The sequence below is a fragment of the Nitrospirillum amazonense genome, assembly GCF_007828035.1.
Lineage (GTDB): Bacteria > Pseudomonadota > Alphaproteobacteria > Azospirillales > Azospirillaceae > Nitrospirillum > Nitrospirillum amazonense.
In genome coordinates this window covers 165,309-189,491 of the sequence record NZ_VITV01000006.1, presented here as the reverse complement: position 1 = coordinate 189,491, position 24,183 = coordinate 165,309, and the positions used below count along the sequence as shown (strand labels likewise).

18 protein-coding genes are annotated in these 24,183 nt (G+C 66.3%); 9 read left to right on the top strand and 9 right to left on the bottom strand.

Annotated elements, in window-relative coordinates:
- Positions 1–2 precede the first annotated feature (2 nt).
- Together FBZ87_RS18230 and FBZ87_RS18225 are read left to right on the top strand one after the other, a co-directional pair.
- The gene (locus tag FBZ87_RS18230) at positions 3–2,060 is read left to right on the top strand and encodes an alpha-L-arabinofuranosidase C-terminal domain-containing protein (RefSeq protein WP_246134473.1); all 2,058 of its coding nucleotides are present in this window, start codon (positions 3–5) and stop codon (positions 2,058–2,060) included.
- 35 nt (positions 2,061–2,095) lie between these two features.
- Positions 2,096–3,163 carry an alpha/beta hydrolase gene (locus tag FBZ87_RS18225; RefSeq protein ID WP_145611960.1) on the top strand — a complete coding sequence of 356 codons (1,068 nt, stop codon included), beginning with the start codon at positions 2,096–2,098 and terminating at the stop codon, positions 3,161–3,163.
- Between the two features lie 67 nt (positions 3,164–3,230).
- On the opposite strand, the gene FBZ87_RS18220 is transcribed toward FBZ87_RS18225, so the two are convergent.
- The gene (locus tag FBZ87_RS18220; RefSeq protein WP_145611958.1) at positions 3,231–3,740 is read right to left on the bottom strand and encodes a YciE/YciF ferroxidase family protein; all 510 of its coding nucleotides are present in this window, start codon (positions 3,738–3,740) and stop codon (positions 3,231–3,233) included.
- Between the two features lie 366 nt (positions 3,741–4,106).
- On the opposite strand from FBZ87_RS18220, the gene FBZ87_RS18215 reads away from it, so the two are divergent.
- Both FBZ87_RS18215 and FBZ87_RS18210 read left to right on the top strand, forming a co-directional pair.
- Positions 4,107–4,517 carry a con-10 family general stress protein gene (locus tag FBZ87_RS18215; RefSeq protein ID WP_145611956.1) on the top strand — a complete coding sequence of 137 codons (411 nt, stop codon included), beginning with the start codon at positions 4,107–4,109 and terminating at the stop codon, positions 4,515–4,517.
- Positions 4,518–4,821: 304 nt separating this feature from the next.
- Entirely contained in the window at positions 4,822–6,774 is a 1,953-nt protein-coding gene (locus FBZ87_RS18210; RefSeq protein ID WP_145611954.1) for a hybrid sensor histidine kinase/response regulator, read from the top strand.
- 7 nt (positions 6,775–6,781) lie between these two features.
- Here the strand turns inward: FBZ87_RS18210 and FBZ87_RS18205 are convergent, their stop codons facing one another.
- The 3 genes from FBZ87_RS18205 to FBZ87_RS18195 form a co-directional block, all read right to left on the bottom strand.
- Positions 6,782–8,011: a DUF2252 family protein gene (locus FBZ87_RS18205; RefSeq protein WP_145611952.1), complete on the bottom strand. Its 1,230-nt coding sequence runs from the start codon at positions 8,009–8,011 to the stop codon at positions 6,782–6,784.
- A 106-nt stretch (positions 8,012–8,117) separates the two neighbouring features.
- Entirely contained in the window at positions 8,118–10,430 is a 2,313-nt protein-coding gene (locus FBZ87_RS30100; RefSeq protein ID WP_145611950.1) for an ATP-binding protein, read from the bottom strand.
- Between the two features lie 152 nt (positions 10,431–10,582).
- Entirely contained in the window at positions 10,583–12,082 is a 1,500-nt protein-coding gene (locus FBZ87_RS18195) for an ATPase domain-containing protein (RefSeq protein WP_145611949.1), read from the bottom strand.
- A gap of 405 nt (positions 12,083–12,487) precedes the next feature.
- Between FBZ87_RS18195 and FBZ87_RS18190 the strand changes: the two genes are divergently transcribed.
- The gene (locus tag FBZ87_RS18190) at positions 12,488–13,513 is read left to right on the top strand and encodes a patatin-like phospholipase family protein (protein WP_145611947.1); all 1,026 of its coding nucleotides are present in this window, start codon (positions 12,488–12,490) and stop codon (positions 13,511–13,513) included.
- On the opposite strand, the gene FBZ87_RS18185 is transcribed toward FBZ87_RS18190, so the two are convergent.
- The 3 genes from FBZ87_RS18185 to FBZ87_RS18175 all read right to left on the bottom strand — a co-directional run bounded on the left by FBZ87_RS18185 (position 13,508) and on the right by FBZ87_RS18175 (position 16,246).
- Complete coding sequence (locus tag FBZ87_RS18185) at positions 13,508–13,795, bottom strand: hypothetical protein (RefSeq protein WP_145611945.1); 288 nt, start codon at positions 13,793–13,795, stop codon at positions 13,508–13,510. The two genes, FBZ87_RS18190 and FBZ87_RS18185, sit on opposite strands and share 6 nt — an antisense overlap.
- 110 nt (positions 13,796–13,905) lie before the next feature.
- Complete coding sequence (gene glf, locus FBZ87_RS18180; RefSeq protein WP_145611943.1) at positions 13,906–15,063, bottom strand: UDP-galactopyranose mutase; 1,158 nt, start codon at positions 15,061–15,063, stop codon at positions 13,906–13,908.
- On the bottom strand, positions 15,056–16,246 hold the full coding sequence (locus tag FBZ87_RS18175) for a glycosyltransferase family protein (RefSeq protein ID WP_246134472.1): 1,191 nt from the start codon (positions 16,244–16,246) through the stop codon (positions 15,056–15,058). Before FBZ87_RS18175 ends, glf begins: the two co-directional genes overlap by 8 nt.
- A gap of 376 nt (positions 16,247–16,622) precedes the next feature.
- Between FBZ87_RS18175 and FBZ87_RS18170 the strand changes: the two genes are divergently transcribed.
- Both FBZ87_RS18170 and FBZ87_RS18165 read left to right on the top strand, forming a co-directional pair.
- Positions 16,623–17,819 carry a glycoside hydrolase family 1 protein gene (locus FBZ87_RS18170; protein ID WP_211106990.1) on the top strand — a complete coding sequence of 399 codons (1,197 nt, stop codon included), beginning with the start codon at positions 16,623–16,625 and terminating at the stop codon, positions 17,817–17,819.
- The gene (locus tag FBZ87_RS18165) at positions 17,812–19,683 is read left to right on the top strand and encodes an ABC transporter ATP-binding protein (protein ID WP_145611940.1); all 1,872 of its coding nucleotides are present in this window, start codon (positions 17,812–17,814) and stop codon (positions 19,681–19,683) included. The genes FBZ87_RS18170 and FBZ87_RS18165 overlap by 8 nt, the downstream gene beginning before the upstream one ends.
- A 311-nt stretch (positions 19,684–19,994) precedes the next feature.
- Here FBZ87_RS18165 and FBZ87_RS18160 read toward each other — a convergent pair whose 3' ends face one another.
- The gene (locus tag FBZ87_RS18160; RefSeq protein WP_145611938.1) at positions 19,995–20,504 is read right to left on the bottom strand and encodes a ferritin-like domain-containing protein; all 510 of its coding nucleotides are present in this window, start codon (positions 20,502–20,504) and stop codon (positions 19,995–19,997) included.
- A 346-nt stretch (positions 20,505–20,850) separates the two neighbouring features.
- On the opposite strand from FBZ87_RS18160, the gene FBZ87_RS18155 reads away from it, so the two are divergent.
- Positions 20,851–21,744 carry a manganese catalase family protein gene (locus FBZ87_RS18155; RefSeq protein WP_145611936.1) on the top strand — a complete coding sequence of 298 codons (894 nt, stop codon included), beginning with the start codon at positions 20,851–20,853 and terminating at the stop codon, positions 21,742–21,744.
- A gap of 402 nt (positions 21,745–22,146) precedes the next feature.
- Positions 22,147–22,785 (top strand): response regulator transcription factor, encoded by a 639-nt coding sequence (locus tag FBZ87_RS18150; protein WP_145611934.1) that lies wholly within the window; start codon positions 22,147–22,149, stop codon positions 22,783–22,785.
- Positions 22,786–22,804: 19 nt separating this feature from the next.
- On the opposite strand, the gene FBZ87_RS18145 is transcribed toward FBZ87_RS18150, so the two are convergent.
- On the bottom strand, positions 22,805–24,079 hold the full coding sequence (locus FBZ87_RS18145; protein WP_145611932.1) for a sensor histidine kinase: 1,275 nt from the start codon (positions 24,077–24,079) through the stop codon (positions 22,805–22,807).
- Positions 24,080–24,183 lie beyond the last annotated feature (104 nt).

Genomic DNA, 24,183 nt, shown 5'->3' with positions numbered 1-24,183 from the left:
CCGTGACAACGCGCCCCGTCATCGCGCGGCCCGTCGTCGCGCGGATCGACGCCACGCGCGCCAGCGCCGCCGTCACGCCCTACGCCTATGGCATGTTCATCGAACCCATCGGCGGCCTCATGAACCGTGCGCTGTGGGCGGAACTGCTGGATGACCGCAAGTTCTACTTCCCCGTCGTCGCCGAGGGAAAGGACCCGCCGCAGCCCTTGTCGGTGGAGGGCAAGCCGGCCCTGGTCAATCGCAAATGGCGCCCCATCGGCGATGAGGCGGCGGTGACCATGGACCGGGCCCAGCCCTATGTCGGTGCGCAGAGCGTTCGCGTGGCGGTGGACGCGGCCGCGCCGCATGGCTTCGGCCAGGGCGGGCTGGGCGTGGCGCAGGGGCGTGAATATGTCGGACATATCGTCGCCAACGGAACCCCGGGCACGGTGCTGACGGTGGCGCTGGTCTGGGGGCCGGGCGCGGGCGACCGCCAGGCGGTCACCCTGCCGCCGCTGACGGCGGAATGGCAGAGCCTGGATTTCGCGTTCAAGCCAGGGGCCGACACGGCGGACGCGCGGTTCGAGGTGACAGGCGCCGGCGCCGGCTTCTTCCGCGTGGGCACCGTCACCCTCATGCCGGCGGACAATGTGGACGGCTGGCGGGCGGACACCATCGCCGTGCTGAAGTCGCTGCACTCCGGCTTCTGGCGCCTGCCGGGCGGGAACTTCCTGTCGAACTGGGATTGGCATCAGGCCCTGGGCCCGCGCGACCGGCGGCCTCCCGTCTACGATTACGCCTGGAGCGCCATGCAGCCCAATGACCTTGGCATGGACGAGTACATGGCGCTGACCCGCCTGCTGGGGGTGGACCCCTATGTGACGGTCAACGCCGGCCTGGGCGACGCCCATTCGGCGGCGGAGGAGGTGGAATACCTGAACGGCCCGGCGACCAGCGAATGGGGTGCCAAGCGCGCCGCCAATGGCCATTCCGAGCCCTATGGCGTGCGCTACTGGAACATCGGGAACGAGCCTTACGGCTGGTGGCAGATCGGCCGCACCTCGCTGGACTATTTCATGATCAAGCACCGCGAGTTCGCCGCCGCGATGCGGGCCGTGGACCCCACCATCACCCTGATCGGCTCCGGCGCCATGCCGGACCAGATGCATCCGCGCGACGCCAAGGAGAACGCCAGCCTGGAGAGCATCCAGGCCAAGTTCGGGACCGAGAATGACTGGACCGGCGGGTTGCTGGCCAAGGCCTGGGGCGACTTCGACGGCCTGAGCGAGCATTGGTATGACACGGTGGAGAAGCGCCCCGACGCCCCGCCGGCGGACGAGCTGATGGAATTCGCCCGCGCCCCCGCCAACCAGGTGCGCATGAAGGCGGAGGAATGGGCCATCTACCAGCGGCGCTTCCCGGCGATGACGCAGAAGCCCATTTTCCTGTCCATTGATGAGTACGCCTACATCGGGGCCGGCAACAAACCCACCCTGAAGCTGGCGCTGGCCTATTCCATGGTGATGCAGGAGATGCTGCGCCATTCGGACTTCATCCGCATGAGCGCCTTCACCTTCGGCATCTCCACCCTGGACGTGACGCCGGCGGGAGCCACCCTGAACGCGACGGGCCAGGTCTTCAAACTCTATGGGGAGCGGTTCGGTGCCGGTGTCATACCCGTGGCGGTGACGGGCGACGCGCCACCCCCGGACCCGAAGTTCGCGGTGGGCTACGATCACCCCCAGGTGAAGTCGGGCAGCCCGACCCATCCGCTGGACATCGTCGCCGGCCTCAGCCCCGACCGGCGCTCGCTGCGGGTCGCCGTGGTCAACGCCACTTTCCAGTCGCAACCGCTGTCGCTGGCGGTCCAGGGGGCGCAGGCCGATGGTGCCGGCCGCGTCTGGCGGCTGTGCGGGCCGGATCTGGACGCGCAGAACAAGGTGGGTGCCGCCCCGCAGGTGACCATCATCGAGGCGCCGGCCCCGTCCTTGCGCGGGCCGCTGACCGTGCCGGCGCTTTCCACCTCGATCTACGAGTTTCCGATCCGCATGGGCGGCCCCGCCCGGGTCGCCGGCCAGTGATTTCCCCAGGCCAATGATATTCCAGGGAGGAACGAATGAGAAAAGCGGCCTATTGCCTTGCCATAGCGTTGGCGGTGGGGGGCGTCGGCCCTGCCCGGGCCCAGGTGGCAACGGAGGCCCCCGCCCCGGTGCCTGGCGCCCGCGCGGTGACGGTGGAACATATCACCGTGCATGCCCCCACGTTGGAAGGTAACCTCGAGGGCGATGCCGTGGACCGTGACGTCTACGTGGTTCTGCCCCCCGGCTATGCCGCCAATCCAAAGAAGCGCTACCCCGTGGTCTACGCCCTGCACGGCTATTCCATCGGTGCCGCCCAATGGATGGCGGAAATCCATGTGCCCCAGACGATCGAAGGCGCTTACGCCCAAGGCGCGCGGGAAATGATCGTCGTCCTGCCGGACAGCAAGACGGTCCACAATGGCTCCATGTATTCCAGCTCGGTGACCACGGGCGATTTCGAGACCTTCATTTCCCGCGACCTGGTGACTTATATCGACGGGCACTACCGCACCATCGCCAAGCGCGAGAGCCGGGGCCTGGCCGGCCATTCCATGGGCGGTTACGGCACCTCCCGTATCGGCATGAAGCATGCCGATGTCTTCGGCGCGCTTTACATGCTCAGCCCCTGCTGCCTCTCGCCGCGGACCCTGGGGCCCATCGACCCCAAGACCTGGGAAACGCTGGAGGCGGTGAAGGCGCCGGCGGATTCCAGCACGCTGCCGTTCATGGCGCGGGCGCAGCTGGCCACCGCCGCCGCCTGGTCTCCCAACCCGCAGAACCCGCCGTTGTACCTGGACCTGCCTGTGAAGGATGGGCAGCAGCGGCCGGAGGTGTTGGCGAAATGGGCGGCCAACGCTCCGCTGGCCTTCATGGACCAGTATATCGGGGGGCTGCGCCGGTACCGCGCCATCGCCATCGATGTGGGCGACCAGGACGGTCTGAAGGTGGACGCCGGCAAGCTGCATGAGGCTCTGGACACCTACCACATTCCCAACAGTTTCGAGATTTATCCGGGCACCCACACCAGCCATGTGGCGTTCCGCATCCAGGAACAGGTCATCCCCTTCTTCAGCCGCAACCTGGATTTCGGAGAGGCGCCCTGATTGGCCAGCGGGCCCCGGTCGACCTCGACCGGGGCTTTTGCTCTGGCCGTGTCAGTGTTCCGGTCCGTCAGGCCGCACGGACCTGTTCCGCCGCCGTGTCGTTCACGGTGCGGGACGCCTTGTTCAGGATCTGGTCCGCGTTCTTTTCCTCTTCCAGCGTTTCGGACAGGATGTCGGCGGCCTCGTTGTACCCAAGCGCCAAGGCCCAGGCGATGGCGGAGCCGTAGCTGGCGATTTCATAATGCTCAACCTTCTGGGCTGCGGCGATGATGGCGCTGTCCAGGGCCTCCGGCGACAGGCCCAGGTCGAGCAGCTCATTGGCCTCCGACAGCATGCCCTCCATGGCCTCGCACTTCTTGCCGCGGCTACGGCTGCTTGTGTCCAGCGTCTCGAACACCTTGTCCAGCCGCTCCACCTGGCCCCGGGTTTCCTCCAGGTGGGTCTCCAGCGCTTGCCTCAAATCGTCGGCCGACGCCGCCTTGGCCAGCTTCGGCAGGGCGCGGATGATCTGGCGTTCCGCGCTGTAGATGTCTCGCAGTTCCTCGATGAACATGGTTTGCAGGGTCTTTTGCGCCATGGCGTCCTCTCCGGTTTGATGGACGGTCCGATATGGTCCCGCCCAGGATGTGCTGGCGGAAAAGCGCGGACACTGGCTTCCCGTTCCATGCGGAATGAAATCTTCATCGGCGGGTACCCTTGAAAGCATGGGCGTGGACCAGGGCTTCCGATCGCGCGCAAGTGGAAGTATATGTATATCTGGAATTTAAGCGCAGCTTTGACTTATCTATACTTCATTAAATAGTTTTATCTCATAAAATCTGGAACCATTACGGACGATTGGCCTTTATATGACACACCGTCGGAAAGATAAGACATCCGGGCATGGCGCGCCGGGTGCACCATTACGGAGACGGCGGTGCTTCCCCAGAATGGAGAGGACGTCATGAGCAAGGACAATGGAACTTCCAATCGCGGCTTCGCCTCGATGGACGAGGACAAGCAGCGGGATATTGCCAGCAAGGGCGGCTCCAGCGTGCCCGATGAGAAGCGCAGCTTCTCGCAGGATCATGAGCTGGCGGCCGAGGCCGGCCGCAAGGGTGGCGCCAGCGTTCCGGACGAGAAGCGTAGTTTCTCTCAGGACCGCGAACTGGCCGCTGAAGCCGGTCGCAAGGGCGGTGAGGCCTCCGGCGGCAACTTCGCCCACGACCGCGAGCGGGCGGCCGAGGCCGGCCGCAAGGGTGGCGAGGCGTCGGGCGGTGGCAACCGGGGCGGTGGCGGCAACTTCGCCAACAATCCGGAGCGCGCGTCCGAGGCGGGCCGCAAGGGCGGTGAAGCCTCCCATGGGCACCGTTAGGACCGCCCTGCGTGGAGGTGAACACTTTGATGCGCGGTTGACTCCCGCAGATTGAGAGCGGCGGCGGCTGTCCTTGTCGGATGGCCCCGCTGTTTTCTTGGGCCAGCGGCCTCCGCCCCCTTCCGGCGGAAAAGAGGTTTCAGCCCTGCCGACGGTGTGGTCCGGCTCTTCGGGGGTATTAAAACACAGCACGGTTGGGTGGATTTGGATGACTAAGAACTTAATAGAATTCAGTTTTTCCTGCTTATGACCAAATAAATATACCACATTTATTAATGAATTTCTGGTCCATGCCATGATCTAAATGGCCTATGGACTGGACATCGGTGGCCCTGTTTCCGGCCGCCGCATGATTGAGGGTTTGCCGTTGGAAACGGATATCGCGACCGGTGAGGCGCAAGGGGGCAACACCCGGCGATTCCAGCTTCTCGTGGACGCCATCGACGACTACGCGATCTACATGTTGGACGCGACCGGCGTGGTCAGCAGCTGGAACCCCGGCGCCCGGCGCTTCAAGGGCTATGAGACCAGTGAGATACTGGGCCAGCACTTTTCCCGCTTCTACACCCAGGAAGACCGCGAGGCCGGGGTGCCCCAGCGGGCCCTGGCCATCGCCACCAGCGAGGGCCGGTTCGAGGCTGAGGGCTGGCGCGTGCGCAAGGACGGGACGCGGTTCTGGGCCAGCGTCGTGATCGACCCCGTCAGGGATGAGGCCGGCACCCTGATCGGCTTCGCCAAGGTCACCCGGGATATCACGGAGCGGCGCGAGGCCCAGCAGGCCCTGCGGGAGAGCGAGGCGCGCTTCCGCCTGCTGGTCCAAAGCGTCACGGACTATGCGATCTATATGCTGGACCCCACCGGCCACGTGACCAACTGGAACGCCGGGGCCGAGCGGATCAAGGGGTACCGCAGCGAAGAGATCGTCGGCGAACATTTCTCGCGCTTCTATACCGAGGAAGATCTGGCTGCCGGGCTGCCCGCCCGCGCGCTGGCCATCGCGGAAGCCGAGGGCCGTTACGAGAAGGAGGGGTGGCGTGTCCGCAAGGATGGCACCCGGTTCTGGGCACATGTGATCATCGACGCCATCCGGGACGACACCGGCAAGCTGGTGGGCTTCGCCAAGATCACCCGCGACAACACCGAACGCCGGGAGCTGGAGGAGAGGCTGCGCCACGCCCAGAAGATGGAAGCGATCGGCCAGCTGACGGGCGGCATGGCCCACGACTTCAACAATCTGTTGCAGGCCATTTCAGGATGCCTGCAGATGATTGGCCGCGGTGGGGACAAAAGACGCAACGCGCGCCTGGTGGAGGCCGGGATGCAGGCGGTGGACCGGGGCACCAAGCTGATACAGCAGCTCATGACCTTCTCGCGCCAGCGCCAGATGGATGTGGAGCCGGTGGACCTGCGGAACGCCCTGCTCAGCTGCATCGGGCTGATCAAGCAGGTGGTCCGCAGCGATATCGAGGTGACGCTGGCGCTACCCAGCGGTGTGTGGCCGGTGCAGACCGACCCCGTCCAGCTGGAGGTGGCGCTGCTGAACCTGGCGGCCAACGCCCGCGATGCCATGCCGGCGGGCGGCAGTTTGGTGCTAGGCGCGGAAAACGTCAGCGGATGGGAGGGGCGGACCGACGCGGTGCGGGTTTATCTGTCCGATACTGGCGGCGGCATGCCGCCCGAGGTGGTGGCCCGCGCCTTCGACCCGTTCTTCACCACCAAGGCGACGGGCAAGGGCACCGGATTGGGCTTGTCCCAGGTTTACGGTTTCGCCCACCAGTCGGGCGGTGCCGCCTGGATCGACAGCGCCGTGGGTGCCGGCACGACCGTGTCCTTGATATTGCCCCGGGCGGCGGACGCGCCCAGGGCGTCTCTGGTTTCTTTCCAGGGCGCCGCCCCGCGCGGCACCGCCCGGCTCCTGGTGGCGGAGGATGACCCCATCCTGGCCCCGATCATCGGATCGGCGCTGGAAGATTTGGGCTACGACGTGACCCATGTCCCCAATGGCCAGGACGCGCTGGACCTCATCCTGGCCGGGCGGGACTTCGACCTGCTGTTCAGTGACATCGTCATGCCCGGCGCGATGAATGGGCTGGACCTGGCGCGGGAGGTCAAGCGCCTGCGTCCCAGCCTGCCGGTCATCCTGTCCACTGGGTACAGCGAGGAGCCCGCCGCCCAGCACGGATACCAGGTGCTCGCCAAGCCTTACCGCATCGAGGAACTGGCCCTGGCCATCGGCAACGCGCTCGAGGCCGCCTGACCGGCCCTCATCCCGTGCGCTGCAGCTCGCAGGCGGCCGCGTTCCCGGTGCGGAAGCGTGGCAGGGCGTGCAGCCGGCAGTGTTCCAGATAGGCGCGCTCGTGGATGCCAAGCAGGTCCACGACGCTGCTCCACAGCCAACCGGGCGCGTCCAGCCTGGCGGAGCGGGCGCGGGCCAGGTCCTTCAGCCAGGCGGACCGGTCCTGAGGGTCCATCTGCCGGCCATGGGCCACCCCCACGACCCCACCGAGGTAGGCGGCCAGCGGTTTGGCCTTGGCGGACGTCAGCCGGTCGACCTCCAGCTTCAGGTCTTGCGGCATCAGTTCGCGCAGCACCATGGCCTTGTCCAGCAGGCGTGTTGCCACCATGCGGCGGCCCAGCTTGGGTGACAGCGCCCGGGCGCCGGTCACGACCCGGAGCGCGTTGTCCCGGGGCATGCTTGCCTCCGGCGATCGGGGGGCTGCCGCCGTCACGGCCTCCTTGAGGTCGATCAAGCAGAAGGAGGCGCCCTTGCCGTCACCGATTTGAGCCATGGCGGCGAAGCGCAGGCGGCCCAGGGAGCTGCAGCCCTTTCGCCAATAGGCGGCATCCACCAGCCGGACCACGTCACCACGGTCACGGGATTGCAGGCCGGTGACCAGATCCCGGACCGCCTCTTCCCGGAACAGGGCGTGCAGGGCGGCGCGTTCGGCGTCGGTCAGGGCCCAGAAGCGTTTACCCAGCGGCACCTCGGGCTTGACCGTGTCGAACCGCTCCCACGCCAGGTGGCGCCAGCGCCGGCGGACGGAGCGGTCCAGCAAATTCCGGATGCTGCCGGGCATCAGGGCCTTTTCGCCCTCATCATCGAAATCACCCGCCAAGGCCAGCTCATAGCCGGCCACCAGGTTTTCCAGAATGTGGGCGGTGACGACGCCCGGCAGGTCGGCGCCGCGTGCGACCGAGGCCAACGACAGGCCCAGCCGGATCAGGTCGTGGGCGGGGTTGCCGATGACGGTTTGGTCCAGATCGCGGATCTGGATGGCCACCCGCTCCTTATAATCGGCCACGGGCCCCAGGTTGCCGACATGGCAGTCACCACATATCCAGACAGGCGGCCCCTGGGGCAGATCGCCCGGCCCGGACTCCAGCCATTCGTAGAACTTGACGGTGCTGCCCCTGACGTAGGCATGGGCAGACTTGGCCATCTTCCCGTTGCGGATCTTCCGCAGCCGCTCCGCCCTATCCTCAGGTCTGGTCATGCGGTGTCGCTTCCCCATCGGTCAACGCGCCGGACGCCCCGAAGGCGGCCGGACCCCTAACCGTGTTAAACCGCATTCGGTAGGCGCTGGTTCCCGGGGTGGCGTCTTATCGTGCCATCATCTTGCTCAGGCGCTGGGCCAGGACATCCATTGGGAACGGCTTGGTGATTAGTTCCATGTCCTGCGCCAGGAAGTCCTGCGAGGGCATGGCGTTTTCAGCGTAGCCGGTCATGAACAGGACCTTGAGGCCGGGCCGCGCCGGGCGGGCGGCCTCGGCCATCTGCCGGCCATTGAGGCCCGGAAGCCCGATGTCGGTGATGAGCAGATCGATCTGCTGGTCTGATTGCAGGATGGCCAGGCCCGAGGGCCCGTCATGGGCCTCCAGCACCCGGTACCCCAACTCGCCCAGCAATTCGACGATCAGCTTGCGCACCACCGGCTCGTCCTCCACCACCAGGATGACCTCGTCCGAGCGCGCGTGATGGTCTTCCGCCGCCCCCAGGCTCGCCTCGGCCTCTTCACCCCGCCCGTCGTGTTGCGGCAGGTAGAGTTTGACGGTTGTGCCCTTTCCCAGCTCGCTCTCGATCCGGGCATGCCCCTCGGACTGCCGCATGAAGCCGTAGATCATGGACAGGCCCAGTCCCGTGCCCTGGCCCAGGGGCTTGGTTGTGAAGAAGGGATCGAAGGCCCGGCGGATCGTTTCCGGGGGCATGCCGACGCCCGTGTCGGTCACGGAAATGCAGACATAGCGCCCCGGTCGCACATCGCTGGCGCCCAGGGCCTGCCGCCCCTCCAGATGGACGTTGCGAGTCCCGATGAAAAGCTTGCCACCATCCGGCATGGCGTCGCGCGCGTTGATGCACAGGTTGAGGATGGCGTTCTCCAACTGGTTCGGGTCGCACAGCGTTGGCCACAGGCCGTCCGCCGGCACGAGTTCCAGATCGATGCGCTCTCCCAGGGTTCGGCGCAGCAGATCAGCCATGGAGGCGATGAGGCTGTTGGCATCGACCGGTAACGGTTTCAGCGGCTGACGGCGGGAGAACGCCAGAAGGCGGTGCGTCAGGGCTCCCGCGCGGTTGGCCGAAGCCATCGCTGCGGCGGTGAAGCGCTCCACATCGCTGGTCCGCCCCTGCGTCAGCCGGCGGTTGACAAGGTCCAGTGAGCCGGTGATGCCCTGCAGCAGATTGTTGAAGTCATGGGCGATGCCGCCGGTGAGCTGGCCCACGGCTTCCATCTTTTGCGACTGGCGCAACTGCTCCTCGACTTCGCGCTGGGCCGTGACGTCGCGCCCGACGGTATACAGCAAGCCTTCATCGGGTGACGCGGTCCAGGCGATCCTGCGGAAGCTTCCATCCTCCGCGCGCAGCCGACCCTCGAAGTTCGATATCGGGTCCCCACGCTTCAGCCGCTTCATCTGGTGCTTGATTCCGCCGATGTCCTCGGGGTGGGCCAGATCAAGCAGATTGGTGACGCGCAGTCGCTCTTCCGGCCAGCCCAGCACGGCCGTCCAGGCCTGATTTATGGCCAATAGCGTCCCCTCGGCATCCAGAACCGCCATCAGGTCATTCGACAGGCGCCACATCCGATCGCGCTCGCGCGTCCGCTCCTCGACCCGCGCCTCCAGGGTGGCGTTGATGCCCCGCACCTCTCGGAGCAGGCGCGCGTTGTCCATGGCGACGCCCGCCTGGGCGGCCAGGCCGCTGGCCATCTGTGCCGACCGTTCGTCGAACATGCCGGCGTCCGGGTGGCCGAAGAACAGGCCGCCGAGCCTGTCGCCCGAGCGGGAGAGGACAGGTACGGCCAGATAGCTGGCGATGCCCGGCCCGGCGCGGCCGGGGTCGTCAAGGCGGTACCGCGGGTCCTGGGTGATGTCGTCGTGCCGCACGAGGTTCCGGGGTATCGGGAACGCCGCGAAGACGTCCTGCGATGGGCCCGACCAGGCATAGGGCGGATGGGGAGCTCCGGCCGGACCGGTGGCGTCGTGGAAGGCGCCATAGGCAGCCCCGGTCAGTTCCACGCCGGCGTCGACGACGCGTTGCCCTACCGTCTGCGGATCAAGGCCGGCGGCGATCCGCATGGCGGTCTGGTTCAGAAGTTCGAGCATGTGGGTTTCATGCGCCAGCCGGTCGCGGCTTTCCCGCAGCTCCTCGATGCGGCTGCGGGCCTCATACTGCCGCCGGCGCCCCCGGGCGGCGGACCGGATCACACTGACCAGCGAGGTCGGACGGAATGGCCGCTCCACGAACGTGACGTTGCCCAATCCATCGGCCAGCATTTCAGCCGCGGGTCCGGTGGCGGGCGCGGAGCGCAGGGTCAGCACGATGAAGGGCAGATCCGACCAGGAGGGCTGTTCCGCCACCCAACGGAACAGGGGGGCGAGGTCGGCCTTCAGCAATTCCTCCTCGGTCACCAGTGCCATGCCGGCCCCGGCAACGATTTGTCGATGCAGCTCCCCCACATCGTGGCAGATGGATGAAGGGAGACCGGCGTCCCGCAGGATGCTTGCGGCGATTGTCGCGTCACGCCCCGTGGGTGTCAGGATAAGGGTACAGAGGGAATGCGGGCCGGGGATCACGTTCGGTTGCCGTCAAACAGGGCGCCGCGCGCGCCGGTATAAAGCGGCGTGCCGCGCAGCACACCGTGAAGCCCCCGCAACGGTTCGCCCAGTTGAAGCCCGTCATTCCCGATGCGGTATTCCCGGATCGTGCTTTCATGCGCGCCGGTCCGCTTCTTCACGACGGATATTGCCCTGCGGATGTCGCCATCGGCCTCGAAATAGCGGAGCAGGATGACGGTATCGGCCAGGTAGGTGATGTCGACCGGGCTTTCCATGGTGCCGACCAGCCCGTGTTGCGCCACTGTCACGAACGTCGCGACTCCCTGGCGGTTGAGGTAAAGCAGGACCTCGTGAAGGTGGAGGATGAGGGCCCGTTCTTCCGGCATGGCCGCTTCGTACCCCGTCAGGCTGTCGATGACGACGGTCTTTATGTCCCGTTCGTCGATGGCGGCGCGGACCCGATGGGAGAATTCACCGGGCGACAGCTCGGCCGCGTCCACCTGTTCGATGAACACGTCGCCCCTGGCGCAAAGCGTCTCCAGATCGATGCCGAAAGCGTTCATCCGTTTGAGGAGAAGGCCCATCTCCTCATCGAATACGAAGACCGCAGCCTTCTCGCCACGCGCGATGGCGGCCGCGACGAAGGTCATGGCAAGCAGCGACTTCCCTGTTCCCGCCGGACCGATGACCAGCGTGCTGGAGCCAGCCTGCACCCCGCCACCCAGAAGCTGGTCCAGGGCGGTGTTGCCGCTTTTCAGTTCATCGCGGGTGAAGCGCGTCTTGTGTTCGGTGGCGACCAGGCGGGGAAAGACGCGGACGCCCTCGGCGCCGATGACGAAGTCGTGGAAGCCGCCCCTGAAGGCCGTTCCGCGATATTTGAGCACCCTCAACCGCCGCCGTTCGGCGCCATAGGCCGGGGCCAGCTGTTCCAGGCGGACGACGCCGTGGGCGACGCTGTGAACTGTCCTGTCCCAGGTATCGGTGGTCAGGTCGTCCAGCAGAAGGACAGTCGCCCCCAGGCGGGCGAAATGGTGCTTCAGCGTCAGCACCTGGCGGCGATACCGCAGCGAGCTCTGGGCCAGAAGGCGCAGCTCCGACAAGCTGTCCAGGACGATACGGTCCGGCTTGACGCGTTCGACCTCTTTGAGCAGACGCTCGATGCTTTCGCCGAGTTCCAGCTCGGAGGCGTGGATCAGCGTCTGGCGCTGGTCCAAGTCCAGAAGGGATTCGGGGGGTACGAGCTCCAATATCTGGATGCTGGGCGGCAAATCCCATCCCCGCACGCTGGCACCCTCGCGGAGTTCGGCCTCCGTCTCCGACATTGTGACGTACAGGGTACGCTCCCCTTCGGCGGCGCCTTGGAGCAGGAACTGCAGGGCGATTGTCGTCTTTCCCGAGCCAGGCTCCCCTTCAATCAGGAAGGTGTGGTGGCGCGACAGCCCGCCGATCAGTACATCGTCCAGACCGGGGATACCGGTTGCGGCCCTGGGTGATAGGGTCTTCGTTTCAACCAAGGCGGCCCTCGTTCCGAATTGCAGGTTGCGGATGCTCCAAGGCTGCGGCCTCCAACCCGGCGATCCCGCCGGTGGTTCCCGGAAACCCCACAGCCGTCGCGCTTGGTATGCAGCGGCGTTTCCGGCGAACCGGTCTTAAGGACGGGAGTGGCGAAAAAGACCGTAATTTATGAAAGCAACTCCCCGGGGAGGGAAGGTCGGCGGAAACATCCAATCGGGAAAGAAATACATCGAGTCCCCAGGACGGGAATCGACCATAAGGACGTAAGCCGAAATATTCAGAAGCAGTGACATCGCGAATTCTACTGGGATACCCCGGCGATTGGGAAAACACCCCGAAGGAACCGACGGAGCGGCAACTTCTTGACACGCCCGTAACCTGATGGCTGTGGAGAATTCCTTCCAATGGACAGGCAAGCTGACGCGACCATCCTAGTGCTGGGCGGGGGTAACGCGCTGGGCGCCTATCATGGTGGCGCCTATGAGGCGTTGGCCGAGGCCGGCATCCAGCCTGACTGGATCGTCGGGGCCTCCATCGGTGCCGTCATGGGCGCGCTGATCGCGGGGAACCCGGCGGAACTGCGCCTGCCCCGGCTGCGGCGATATTGGGAACTGGCCAGCGCGGCCAGTCCGCCCTGGCTGGCGGCCGCCGGCCGGGACGATTACAACGAGGTGCATGCCCTGGGAACCTTGATGATGGGCCGGCCGGGATTTTTCACGCGGCGCTTCCCCGGCCTGCTGACGATGCTGCCAGGTCTGCCCGATGACATCGCCCTCATGGACCACCATCCCATGGCCGCCACGCTGGAAGGGCTGCTGGACTATGGCTTGCTGAACGGTGGCGACATCCGGCTGACCGTGGGATGCCTGGACGTGACGACGGGGCAGGAGGTTTATTTCGACAGCGCCGCCCACCCCATCACCGACCGGCACCTGCTGGCCAGCACCGCGGCCATGCCCTTGTTCCCGCCCGTGGATCTGGACGGCCGCCTGCTATGCGACCCTGTCCACCGCAACAACATGCCGCTGGATCTGCCGGTGCTGGAAAGGCCGGAGGGTGACTTGCTGTGCTTCGCCAGCGAGCTGTTCTCTATTGACGGACGGCCCCCGGCCGACATGGCGGCCACGCTGGCCCGGTGCCAGGATTTGCAATGCGCCGGCCATGCCCAGCGCGCCCTGGCGGGCCTGCGCCGCGAATACGCCCTGCGCGAGCGCGCCGGCCTGGTGGGCGGCCTGACCGTGGTGCACGCCGCCCACCAGGCCCCGCCGCATGAGAAGGTGGGCAAGAGCCTCAACTTCTCCGCCCAGTCCATCGCCGAGCGTTGGCGGGCCGGGCTGGAGGATATGCGGGCGGCCATCGACCAGTGGCGATCCGCGCCGGCGGCCGAAGGCTTCACCTACATCGCCCCGGTTCGGCCGGTTCTATCATGAAAGCCCGGGGCGGGCCCCTTTGCGGGGTGGGGGCGCCATCGCCCTTTCCACGCGTCGCGCCTGTTCTGCGGCCCCGGGCGGCGTCGGGGTGCCGGCGGCCTCCTCATCGGTGCCCAGGGGGGCCGCCGCCGGATCCGGATAATCGACCTTGTCGCCCGTGCGGCCGCTGTCGATATCCTCGCGCAATCGGGAGGTGGCGCCGTCCACGGAATGCGCCCGGGGATCGTCCGACGGTCCCTTGTTCCTGGTTTGCCCGGGTGGGCGGTTGGGGGGCTGCGGCATGCTGCTTCTCCAAATAGGGATGGGGCTCCGCGATCAACACCCGACCCCGTATCCGCGGTCGCCCTTTTTGTGAACCCGGGATCCATGGATCGTGTGATGGCCTGGTCCCGTCATCGGCCACCGGCCAATTCCAAGGTCGCCGCCGCCGGTGCGGCGGTGCGGCCGTGCCGGGGCAGCCCCTCCTCGATGCGCCGGAACGTGGCCAGGGCCTGACCCACCACCTGGTCCATGTTGTAGTAGCGGTAGGTGGCCAGGCGGCCGACGAACCAGGTGTCCGGCGTGGCGTCGGCCAGGGCCTCGTAACGCCGGTAAAGCTCCTGGTTCTCGGGGCGCGGCACGGGATAGTACGGGTCGCCGACGTCGCTGGGATACTCATAGGTCAGGGCCGTCTTGGGGTGCACCTGGCCCGTCAGGTGCTTATACTCCGTGACCCGGGTATAGGCCTGGTCCTGGGGGTGGTTCACCACCGCCACCGGCTGGTGCCGCGCCCGATCCAGGGTCACATGCTCGAACCGCAGCGAGCGGTAGGGCAGCGGGCCGTGGCGGTATCCGAAGAATTCGTCGATTTGCCCGGTGTAGATCAGCCGTCTGTGGGGAACCACGTCCCGCACGTCGGCGTAGTCGGTCTGCAGCATGATCTTGATGTTCGGGTGGTGCAGCATGCGCCCGAACATCCGCGTGTAGCCGTCGCGCGGCATGGCCTGGAAACTGTCGGTGAAGTAGCGGTCGTCCGTGTCCGTGCGCGTGGGCACGCGCGCGGTGACGGACCGGTCCAGCAGGCTGGGGTCCAGGCCCCACTGCTTGCGGGTGTAGCCGCGGAAGAACTTCTCATACAGTTCCCGTCCCACGGCACTGACCACCACATCCTCCGACGTCAGGATGGGGTCCACAGGTTCCGCCCGTGCCCGCAGGAAGGCGGCGGCCTCCTCGTCGCTGGACAGGGATAGCCCGTAGAGGATGTTGAGGGTGGTACGATTGATTGGGATGGGCACCAGCTGGCCATCCACCGACGCCAGCACGCGGTGGCTGTAGTCGAGCCATGCGGTGAAGGCCGACAGGTAGTCGACGATCTGGCCGTTGTTGGTGTGGAAGATGTGCGGGCCATACTGATGGATCAGCAGCCCGTCCTCATTGTAGCGGTCGTAGGCGTTGCCCCCGACATGGGGTCGGCGGTCTATGAGGAGGACGCGCTCGTTCCGCTGGCTGGCCAGGCGTTCCGCCAGCACGCTGCCGGCGAATCCGGCACCGACGATCAACCAGTCAAACATGGGCGGGCTCCTGCTCCGCCGGTGCCGCCGTGAACGCGTGCCGTGCCGGCTGCGCGGCTGCCGGGCTTTTCCGCACCGGCTGTGCTTTCGCCGCGGCGACACCCTCGATCAGGGTGCGCATGGCGGCCCAGGTCTTGTCCCACGAGGTCGCGGCCAGCTGGCGCTTCACCGCCGCCCGCCACAGATCCCGGGGCTGCGTCAGCAGGCCGTCCAGGTGAATCGCCATGGCCGCTGCGCCGTCCGCGATCCTGACCAGATCCTTGGTGCCATAGGGGTTAACCACGTCGGTGATGGGTGTGGACACCAGCGGCACGCCGGCCGCCAGGAACTCCGGCGTCTTGGTCGGGCTGATGAAGCGTGTGGCCTCGTTCAGGGCGAAGGGCATGAAGCCCGCGTCCCAGCCGGCCAGGTAGCGGGGAAGCTCGTCATATCCCTTCGCGCCCAGCCAATGCAGGTTGGCCCGGCGGGGCAGGCTGGCGGCGTCGATCTTGACCACCGGGCCCAGCATGATGAAGTGCCAGTCGGGCCTGAGGTCGGCCAGTTGCCCCACCAGGTCCAGGTCCATGCGTTCGTCGATCACGCCGAAGAAGCCGATGCGCGGGTGGGGGATGCCCGCCTGGTCCGCCGGCTCGGCCCCATCATAGCTCAGGGCCTGGGCGAAATGCCGCGCGTCGATGCTGGAGGGGAAGGCGTGCACGGCGGGATGGCGGTGGCGCTTGGCCGCGTACAGGCTCATGCCGCCGGTGAAGACCAGGTCGGCCTTGGCGAACAGGGCGTTTTCCTGGGCCAGCAGCTGGTGCGACGCGCCCAAGAAGGCGGACAGCTCGTCCATATTGTCATAGACCGTCACCGCCGCCGGGAGGTCCCCGGTGAAGTCCAGGGCCGCCGGCGTATAGTACCACAGCACCCGGGACGACGGGTCGCGGCCGGCCAGCAGCGCGTGGACCAGCTGGCTCAGGTGGAAGGTCACGGCGTCGTCGTTGAGGCCGGGGGGAAGAACGGGAACCGCCACTGAAACGCCATGGGGGGAAACGCCATCGGGGGAAACGCCCTCGGGCCTCGGGGTGATGTCCATGCGGGGAAGGCCCGCGTCACCCTCCGCCGTGAAGACCGGTTCCTCGATGAACAGGACCCGGTAGTGTTTGGCCGCGCGGCTCAACAGATGCTGCGGGCGCTGGCGCACGAAATCCCACCGCAGATGGGAAAAGCAGACCAAATCGGGCGCGCGAGCCGCGCCGGGGGTAATCGAGTCAAGGCGAGGGCTGAGTGGGCGAGGGCTGAGTGCCCGTGCGTCCTGCATGGCATTACTCCTGCCGCCCGGAAAATCCGGGGGTTCTTTGTCGGGGAAGGTGGCCGGTTGCCCACGCTGTGTGTTCCGCGCGTGTTCCGGCGTCTGAAGCTGCAAGAACAGGGCGGAACGAAAGTTCCCGGCGGCTTCGCGGGAAGGCGCTGGTTTAAGAAAATAAAAAAATCAATGCAGGCGGCCGAACTTGGCGGTCGCCCAGGAATTATGCCCCCGCTGAACCCATGGCCAGTATCGGGCCGGGAGCGGAGGTGATATGGACGTGCAGGACGGGGATCTGTTCCGAAGCTTCTTCCTGGGTGGCTTCGAATGCTCAACCCATCGCCGCCTGGACGGGCGGCGGCTGGACATTCTGGCCGCCACGGGCCACGACCACCATGCCGAGGCGAATTACCGTCTGTTGGCGGCAGCCGGTATCCGCGCCGTGCGCGACGGGATCCGTTGGCACAGGATAGAGGTCGGGCCCGGATGGTACGACTGGTCGTCCGTCCTGCCGCAGCTGCGGGCGGCCAGGGCGGCGGGCGTCCAAGTGATCTGGGATCTTTGCCACTACGGCTGGCCGGACGACCTGGATATCTGGTCGCCGGCTTTCGTCGATCGTTTCGCCGGCTTCGCGGCCGCCGCCGCGCGGCTCATCCGATCGGAAAGCGACGCCATACCCTTTTTCTGCCCGATAAACGAAATCTCCTTCCTGGCATGGGCCGGGGGGGATGAAGGCTATATGAACCCTTTCGCCCGAGGGGAGGGTGAGCGGCTGAAGGTCCAGCTGGTACGCGCCGCCATCGCCGCCGTCGACGCCATCCGGGCGGTCGACCCCAAGGCGCGCTTCGTCTACGCCGAACCGGCCATCCACGTGGCGGCGGGCGCCCCCCTGACGGAGGAACATGAGGCGGCGGAACGGCGGCGGCTGTCGCAGTTTCAGACCTACGACATGCTGAGCGGCCGGGAGGAGCCGGGCCTGGGCGGCGCGCCGGCCTACCTGGACATCGTCGGCGTCAACTTCTATCCGCATAACCAATGGTACCAGGGTGGCAGCACCATCCCGCTGGGCCACCACGGCTATCGGCCGCTGCATCAGATATTGGCGGAATTCCATGCCCGGTATGGGCGGCCGCTGCTGATCGCGGAGACGGGTGCCGAGGGCAGCGCGCGCCCCTCCTGGCTGCACTATGTGTGTGCCGAAGTGCGCCAGGCGTGCGCGAATGGCGTTCCCGTCCGAGGGATCTGCCTCTATCCCGTACTGGACTATCCCGGCTGGGATGACGAGCGGCCCTGTGAGGTGGGGTTGCTGACCGCGCGGGGCCCGGCCGGGACCGGCCGCATCCACCAGCCTCTGATGGATGAGCTGACCGTGCAACGCCATCTTATGGACCGGGAAGGGAGCCGGGAACGGGCTTTCGTGCCGGCGGTGGCGAGGGACGGGGCGCTGGCGGGAGGTGTCCGGCATGGATGACCGCAACAGCCCGGCGGATGCCGGCCTACCCGCCTTCCTGACCTCACCCCGCCGGTTCATCGCGCGGTACGCCCGGCGCTGGCGGGGGCACTGCCTGCTGCTGGCGGTGCTGGTACTGGGAGCGGCGTCCTGTGCCGTGGCCGTGCAGTACGGCATGAAACTGCTGATCGACGCCATGTCCGCCGGCGCGCCGGACGGCGGCGGCGTGCCGGTGGCGGTGTGGCGGCCGCTGGCGCTGTTCATCGCCCTGATCGGGCTGGAAAGCGTCCTGTGGCGCCTGACCGGCTGGCTGGGCTGCCGCACCACCGTCGGGATCGGCGTGGACATGCGGCTGGACCTGTTCGCCCATCTCAGCGGTCTGCCCATGCGCTACTTCACGGAAAACCTGGCAGGGTCGCTGGGCCAGCGGATCACCGCCACTGCCGGCAACTTCGGGGCGCTGTGCAACACCGTCATCTGGCGGGTGGCGCCACCGTGCGTGGACTTCCTGGGCGCCGTGGTGGTGTTTTCGACCATAGACTGGCGCATGGCGGCGGCGCTGGCCGTGTTCGTGACCCTGGTGACCACAGGGCTGATCCTGTTCGGCCAGGGGGGACAGCCGTTGCACCGCGCCTATGCCGCCCGCGCCGGCGAGGTGGCGGGCGCCCTGACCGACGTCATCTCCAACATGTGGGCGGTGAAGGCGTTTTCCGCCCGGCGCCGTGAATATGACCGGCTGGCAGCCAGCTTCCAGGAGGAGGCGGGGATGCAGAAGGCCAGCTGGATGCACATGGAAAAGACCCGCATGTTCTATGACGTGGTGCTGTGGATCATGGCGGGCGCCATGTTGTCCTGGGTGCTGTTCCGCTGGGGGCAGGGGGCGGTGACCACCGGTGACGTGGTGATCGTCAGCGCCTTGACGTTCCGCATCCTGCACGGCGCGCGTGACCTGGCGCTGGCCCTGGTCGACATGGTGCAGCATGTCGGCCATATCGAGGACACCCTTCGGGTCATCGGCCTGCGCCCCACCATCACCGACAACCCAGCCAGCGCGCCCTTCGACCCCTTGGCGGAGCCGGGGGCCGTGGAACTGCGCCAGGTGGCTTTCGCCTATGGCGTGTCCAAGACGATGCAGGATGAGGCTGGCTCTGATGGGACTGGGGATGAGGACAGGCCCCGCGTTCCCTTTCGGGCGGAAACCCTGCGGGATCTCAACGTCCACATTCCACCTGGCCAGAAGGTCGCGGTGGTCGGGCCGTCCGGCGCCGGCAAGTCGACCTTGGTCAGCCTGCTGCAGCGCCTCTACGATGTCCAGGACGGGGAACTGCTCATCAGCGACCGGCCGGTGGCCGGACTGCGCCAGGACGATCTGCGCGCGGCCCTGGCCGTGGTGCCCCAGGAGATAACCCTGTTCCACCGCACCATCCTGGAAAACATCCGCTTCGGCCGGCCCGGCGCCACGGATGAGGAGGTCCACGCCGCCGCGCGGGCCGCCAACTGTCATGACTTCATCCTATCTCTGCCGGAGGGGTATGAAACATTGGTTGGAGAGCGGGGGACCAAGCTGTCCGGCGGCCAACGCCAGCGCATCGGCATCGCCCGCGCCTTTCTGAAGAACTCCCCCATTCTCATCCTGGATGAGGCGACCTCCGCCCTGGACACGGAATCCGAACTGAAAATCCAGCGCTCCCTGGTCGAGCTCATGGCGGGGCGGACGGTCATTGCCGTGGCGCACCGGCTGTCCACAGTCGCCGCCTTCGACCGGATCCTGGTTATGGAGGACGGCCGCATCGTTGAGGATGGGTCCGCCGCGGACCTGCGCCGGCGCAACGGCCTGTTCGCCCGCATGTGGCGCTTGCAGGCGGAGGGGCTGGCCGCGGAATGAAATCCCGCTGCCAGCTCCTCCCACGTCAGAAGCGTTCCCGTTGCGCCGCCGGTTACCGCGGAGGTTTGGCATCAGGGGCCGGGGCCCCCGCTGATTGAGCCAGGTCGGTCTTCTCTCCCGGCTGGCAGGTGCCGCACACGCCGGTCCAGGCCGGTGGATCGCTCGCCGGGAAGGAGTCCTCGCTGGTTTCCCGGACGACATCCTTCCTCCTGATGGATGCGGTTCCCTGACGGGGTTGGGGTGGCGGCGCCGTGCTGTGGGGGTGTGGGGCCATTAGGTCCTCCTGGGCTGTGTGGGCGCGTGCCGGCGGTCTAACGCTTGCCGCCCTCTTCCATCACTTCGTCGCGCACCAGGTACTTCTTGGTCAGGGCGGGCAGATGCTCCGCCAACCAGGCGGCCATCGCCTGCTCTTCACGCAGGCTCTGTTCACACAGATCACGCGTCTCGGTATCGCCCACCGCGTCCGCCGCCGCGATCAGGATGGTGTACGAGGCGATCTCCATGTTTTCGAAGGCGAAGCTGGCGAGCGCGCCCTTGATGATCTCGTCGCTCACGAACATGCCGCCCAAGCCTTGGCCGAAGGCGGTGGCCCGCCCCGCGATGTCCTTCAGGGTTGAGGTGTCGCCGCCCAGGCGTGCCAGGCAGCTTTCGAGACGCTGGGCTTGTGTCCTGGTTTCCGCGATATGGTCCCGCAGCTTGTCGCGCACGGGGGGATAGTTCTCGATGCGCTCGCACATGGCGGTCATCATTGTTTCCGCCTGCTGTTCCATGGCGTGGGCGTCGCGCAGCCAGTCCAGCAAATGTTCCTCGTTCGTGGCCATTGGCCATCCTCCTCGCTGAGTGTGTCGGGTTGGGATGCGGGAACGGGAAGGCGGGTGGGCGACCGCGTGCCGCTTCGCCAACGTCTGCCTCCTCATGGGCGTACCGCCCCCGTGCAGACAAGCCGAGCCGGCGCCTCCGGTTCCCCAGCAATGAAAAGAAGGGGAGCCCAAAAATTGACTGCGGATTTCCAAAATTTACATACGAATAAGCGAAGCTTTGTCTCAGCAATTACTTTTATCGCTGCGCTCTATTGGAACAATTCCAGATTCGCGGCCTTTTAGAAGGCGCTTCAAGGGCGCGCGGTATCGCCCATGGGTCACGACATGAATCAGAAGGACGAAGACGATGTTCATGCACAACAAGCGCCTGCAATACACGGTGCGGGTCGCCGAACCCAACCCCGTCCTGGCCAGCCTGATGCTGGAACAGTTCGGCGGCCCGCAGGGCGAGCTGGCGGCCGCCATGCGCTATTTCACCCAGGCGCTGGGTGAGACCGACCCCGGCCGCAAGGACATGCTGTTCGACATCGCCACGGAGGAGCTGAGCCACCTGGAGATCATCGGCAGCATCGTCGCCATGCTGAACAAGGGCATCAAGGGCGACCTGGCCGAGGCCAACATGGCGGAGGCCGACCTCTATGCCGCGCTGAATCAGGGGGGCGACAGCCATACCCAGTCGCTGCTGTACGGCGGCGGGCCGTCGCTGACCAACTCCTCCGGCGTGCCGTGGACGGCGGCTTACATCGACAGTATCGGCGATCCCACCTGCGACTTGCGCTCCAACATCGCGGCGGAGAGCCGGGCCAAGATCGTTTACGAACGGCTGATCAACGTCACCGACGATCCCGGCATCAAGGACGCCTTGGGTTTCCTTATGACGCGGGAGATCGCGCACCAGAAATCGTTCGAGAAGGCGCTCTACGCCATCGAACCCAACTTCCCGCCGGGCAAGCTGCCGGGCAAGGCCGAATTCGCCGACCTTTACGTCAACACGTCCCAAGGCGAAGGGGACACCGAAGGCCCGTGGAACGCCGGCGGGACCTGGCAACGGCTGGACGACGTGGAGGCCAGCCTGCCGCTGGACGGCGGCGACGGCCTGCCGTCCGTTACCTTGACCGACGCGCAGAGGGAAGCCGCCCAGGCCCTGGCGGCCCGCACCATGTCCAACCCAGAAAGTGATCCCGTGACAGGCGCCGACCTCGGATCCGGCAAGCTGGCGGCGGAGATGGCGGACGTTTGACAGGGTGCGGGCATTAGGATGGTTCGCTTCGGGGCCATGGTGGCCCCTTTCGCCACGCCGGCTCGTCGCCGGCGTGGTTTTTTTTTCGGCGCTCAGGCGCGTGTCCGAAACGGCGCTGGAAGGCGCGGCACGCTTCTTCCGATAAACTGGAAATGTCGCCGCCCGACTTCGACAGCAAAGCCAGGGCGTATACCGAGGCTCTGCCCGCGATTGGAGCACGTGGCCATAAGGTGCACCGGTGCGATTGGCGATTGAGTGCTGCCAGCATCTTGGCCCACCTATACCAGCGTATGAAGGCGAGGGTCTCGCAAACTGGGGCATGCTAGGCTCTTGAGTCGGCGGTTTGGTTAATGACTTGATTTTTGCCGGGCGCGACTGCCGGAATGCTGGGGATGTTGTGACATGGCGAATGCGATACCGGATGACGCTTCTCAGCCGGAGCCCTTGGTCATCGTGATCGACGATGACGATGACCTGCGCGGTGCCATCGCCGATCTTTTTCTATCGGTAGGCCTGGAGGTCGCCAGCTACGGGGCCGCGGCCCCCTTCCTGGCGACCGGGATCCCGAACCGTCCGTGCTGCCTGGTGCTGGATGTTCGCATGCCTGAGGAAAGCGGCCTGGAACTTCAGGCGCGCCTCAAATCGGAAAGCCGGCAACCGCCCATCATCTTCATCACCGCGCACGCCGACGTGCCCATGTCGGTCCGGGCGATGAAGCAGGGGGCGATTAATTTCCTGCCCAAGCCATTCCGCGACCAGGATCTGCTGGATGCGGTGTGGGAGGCCCTGCGCTATGAGCGGGAGCGGTGGACGCGTGACCAGCGCCTCATGGAACTGCGGCGCCTGGCCAGCGACCTGACGCCCCGCGAACTGGAAATCCTGAAGGCTGTCGATCGTGGACTGTTGAACAAGCAGATCGCCCACGAACTCGGAATCGCCGAGATCACGGTGAAGATGCACCGCAGCAGCGCCTTCCGGAAGCTGCGCGCCACCACGGCCTCAGACTTTATCCGGAAAGTGAAGATGCTGGAACTGGCCTAAGGCACCGAATACGACCGGGTTACTGGAACAGCCCGGGGCAGCAAGGCAGGGTAAAACGGAACGCCGTGCCCAGCTGGTCCACGCTCACCACGGTCAGGTCGCCGCCGTGGCCGTTGATGATGGACTTGCAGATGGCCAATCCCAGCCCCATGCCGTCCTCCTTGGTGGAGAAGAAGGGTTCGAATATACGGCCAATGACGTCGTGGCCGATGCCGGGGCCGTTGTCGCGCACCTGCACCTCTACCATGCCCTCTCGTGCCTTCAAGGCAGCGGCGATGGTGATGACGCGGTCGCTGGTGCCAGCGCCGGCCATGGCTTGCATGGCGTTGAGAGCCAGGTTGATGATCACCTGCTTGATCTCCACCTCGTCGACCCACAAGGCCGGCAGGCCCGGTTCGATAGTGGTCCGGAACTTGACGTCGAAGCGATAGGCCTCGCTTTCGATCAGTTCCAGCGCATCGCGGATCAGGGTGTGCAGGCTGACGGTGGTGCGTTTCGGCGCCTTGCGCAGGAAGGCCTTGATGCGGCCGACCACGTCGCTGGCGGACTGGGCATTCTGGCGGATCTGGTACAGGGCGTTCAGTGCCCTATCCAGGCTAGGCTCATTCCGCTTCAGCCATCGTTCCGCTGCGGACGCCGAGGCGGCGATCGCCGCCAGGGGCTGCGCGACGTCGTGGGCGATGGACGCGCTCAACTCGCCAACGGTGGAGACGCGGGCCGCATGCGCCAGGTCGACATGAGCCGTCAGCATGGCCTCCTGCGCCTGCTTCTGGCCGCTCATGTCGAAGGCATAGAACAGGATGCGCCGGGCGTCGCCGGATGCCGGCAATGTCGCATGCCAGATTAGGGGCACCACGCGGCCATCCAGGGTGCGCAACACACGCTCCCCCTGGGCGACCGGCTTGCCCTTCATCAATGTCTGGTAGAGGCGCACGGTGCTTTCCAGGCTGGCCGGCAGCAACTGGGGGGCCAGCGCCATGAACTGGGCCTTGTCCGTCGCGCCTAACAAACGCAGCATCGCCTGGTTGGCGTCAACGAAGCGATGGCTGGCCTGATAGCTTCGGACCAGATCCGGACGGGCCATCAGGTGGGCCGCGACGTCGGTGACGCCATGCATCTTCAGCGCCGCCAGGAGGGTGCGTATGCCCGACCAATCCTCGATCAGCATGGGCAGGGGGGAGGCGTCGAAATAGACGCGCTTCAGGATTTGACTGCATCGGTGGAAGCCAAGCGCCAGACCCGCCAGCAGGCACAAGGGCAGGCCGGCCGCCACCAGGATCAAGATGTCCGCCATTATCGCGACAGAGCGGCCCCACCGCCCTCGCCACTGTCTATAATCATCTGCACAGGCTGCCCTGTTGCGGTTGGAACCATTCGGCGCCGCGGCCTGTCACCAGG

Excerpts from the sequence above, each read along its gene's own strand:
- FBZ87_RS18225 (WP_145611960.1), top strand. The coding sequence starts at position 2,096 with ATGAGAAAAGCGGCCTATTGCCTTGCCATAGCGTTGGCGGTGGGGGGC.
- FBZ87_RS18220 (WP_145611958.1), bottom strand. The coding sequence starts at position 3,740 with ATGGCGCAAAAGACCCTGCAAACCATGTTCATCGAGGAACTGCGAGAC.
- FBZ87_RS18215 (WP_145611956.1), top strand. The coding sequence starts at position 4,107 with ATGAGCAAGGACAATGGAACTTCCAATCGCGGCTTCGCCTCGATGGAC.
- FBZ87_RS18210 (WP_145611954.1), top strand. The coding sequence starts at position 4,822 with ATGGCCTATGGACTGGACATCGGTGGCCCTGTTTCCGGCCGCCGCATG.
- FBZ87_RS18205 (WP_145611952.1), bottom strand. The coding sequence starts at position 8,011 with ATGACCAGACCTGAGGATAGGGCGGAGCGGCTGCGGAAGATCCGCAAC.
- FBZ87_RS30100 (WP_145611950.1), bottom strand. The coding sequence starts at position 10,430 with ATGGCACTGGTGACCGAGGAGGAATTGCTGAAGGCCGACCTCGCCCCC.
- FBZ87_RS18190 (WP_145611947.1), top strand. The coding sequence starts at position 12,488 with ATGGACAGGCAAGCTGACGCGACCATCCTAGTGCTGGGCGGGGGTAAC.
- FBZ87_RS18185 (WP_145611945.1), bottom strand. The coding sequence starts at position 13,795 with ATGCCGCAGCCCCCCAACCGCCCACCCGGGCAAACCAGGAACAAGGGA.
- glf (WP_145611943.1), bottom strand. The coding sequence starts at position 15,063 with ATGTTTGACTGGTTGATCGTCGGTGCCGGATTCGCCGGCAGCGTGCTG.
- FBZ87_RS18170 (WP_211106990.1), top strand. The coding sequence starts at position 16,623 with ATGGACGTGCAGGACGGGGATCTGTTCCGAAGCTTCTTCCTGGGTGGC.
- FBZ87_RS18165 (WP_145611940.1), top strand. The coding sequence starts at position 17,812 with ATGGATGACCGCAACAGCCCGGCGGATGCCGGCCTACCCGCCTTCCTG.
- FBZ87_RS18160 (WP_145611938.1), bottom strand. The coding sequence starts at position 20,504 with ATGGCCACGAACGAGGAACATTTGCTGGACTGGCTGCGCGACGCCCAC.
- FBZ87_RS18155 (WP_145611936.1), top strand. The coding sequence starts at position 20,851 with ATGTTCATGCACAACAAGCGCCTGCAATACACGGTGCGGGTCGCCGAA.
- FBZ87_RS18150 (WP_145611934.1), top strand. The coding sequence starts at position 22,147 with ATGGCGAATGCGATACCGGATGACGCTTCTCAGCCGGAGCCCTTGGTC.
- FBZ87_RS18145 (WP_145611932.1), bottom strand. The coding sequence starts at position 24,079 with ATGGCGGACATCTTGATCCTGGTGGCGGCCGGCCTGCCCTTGTGCCTG.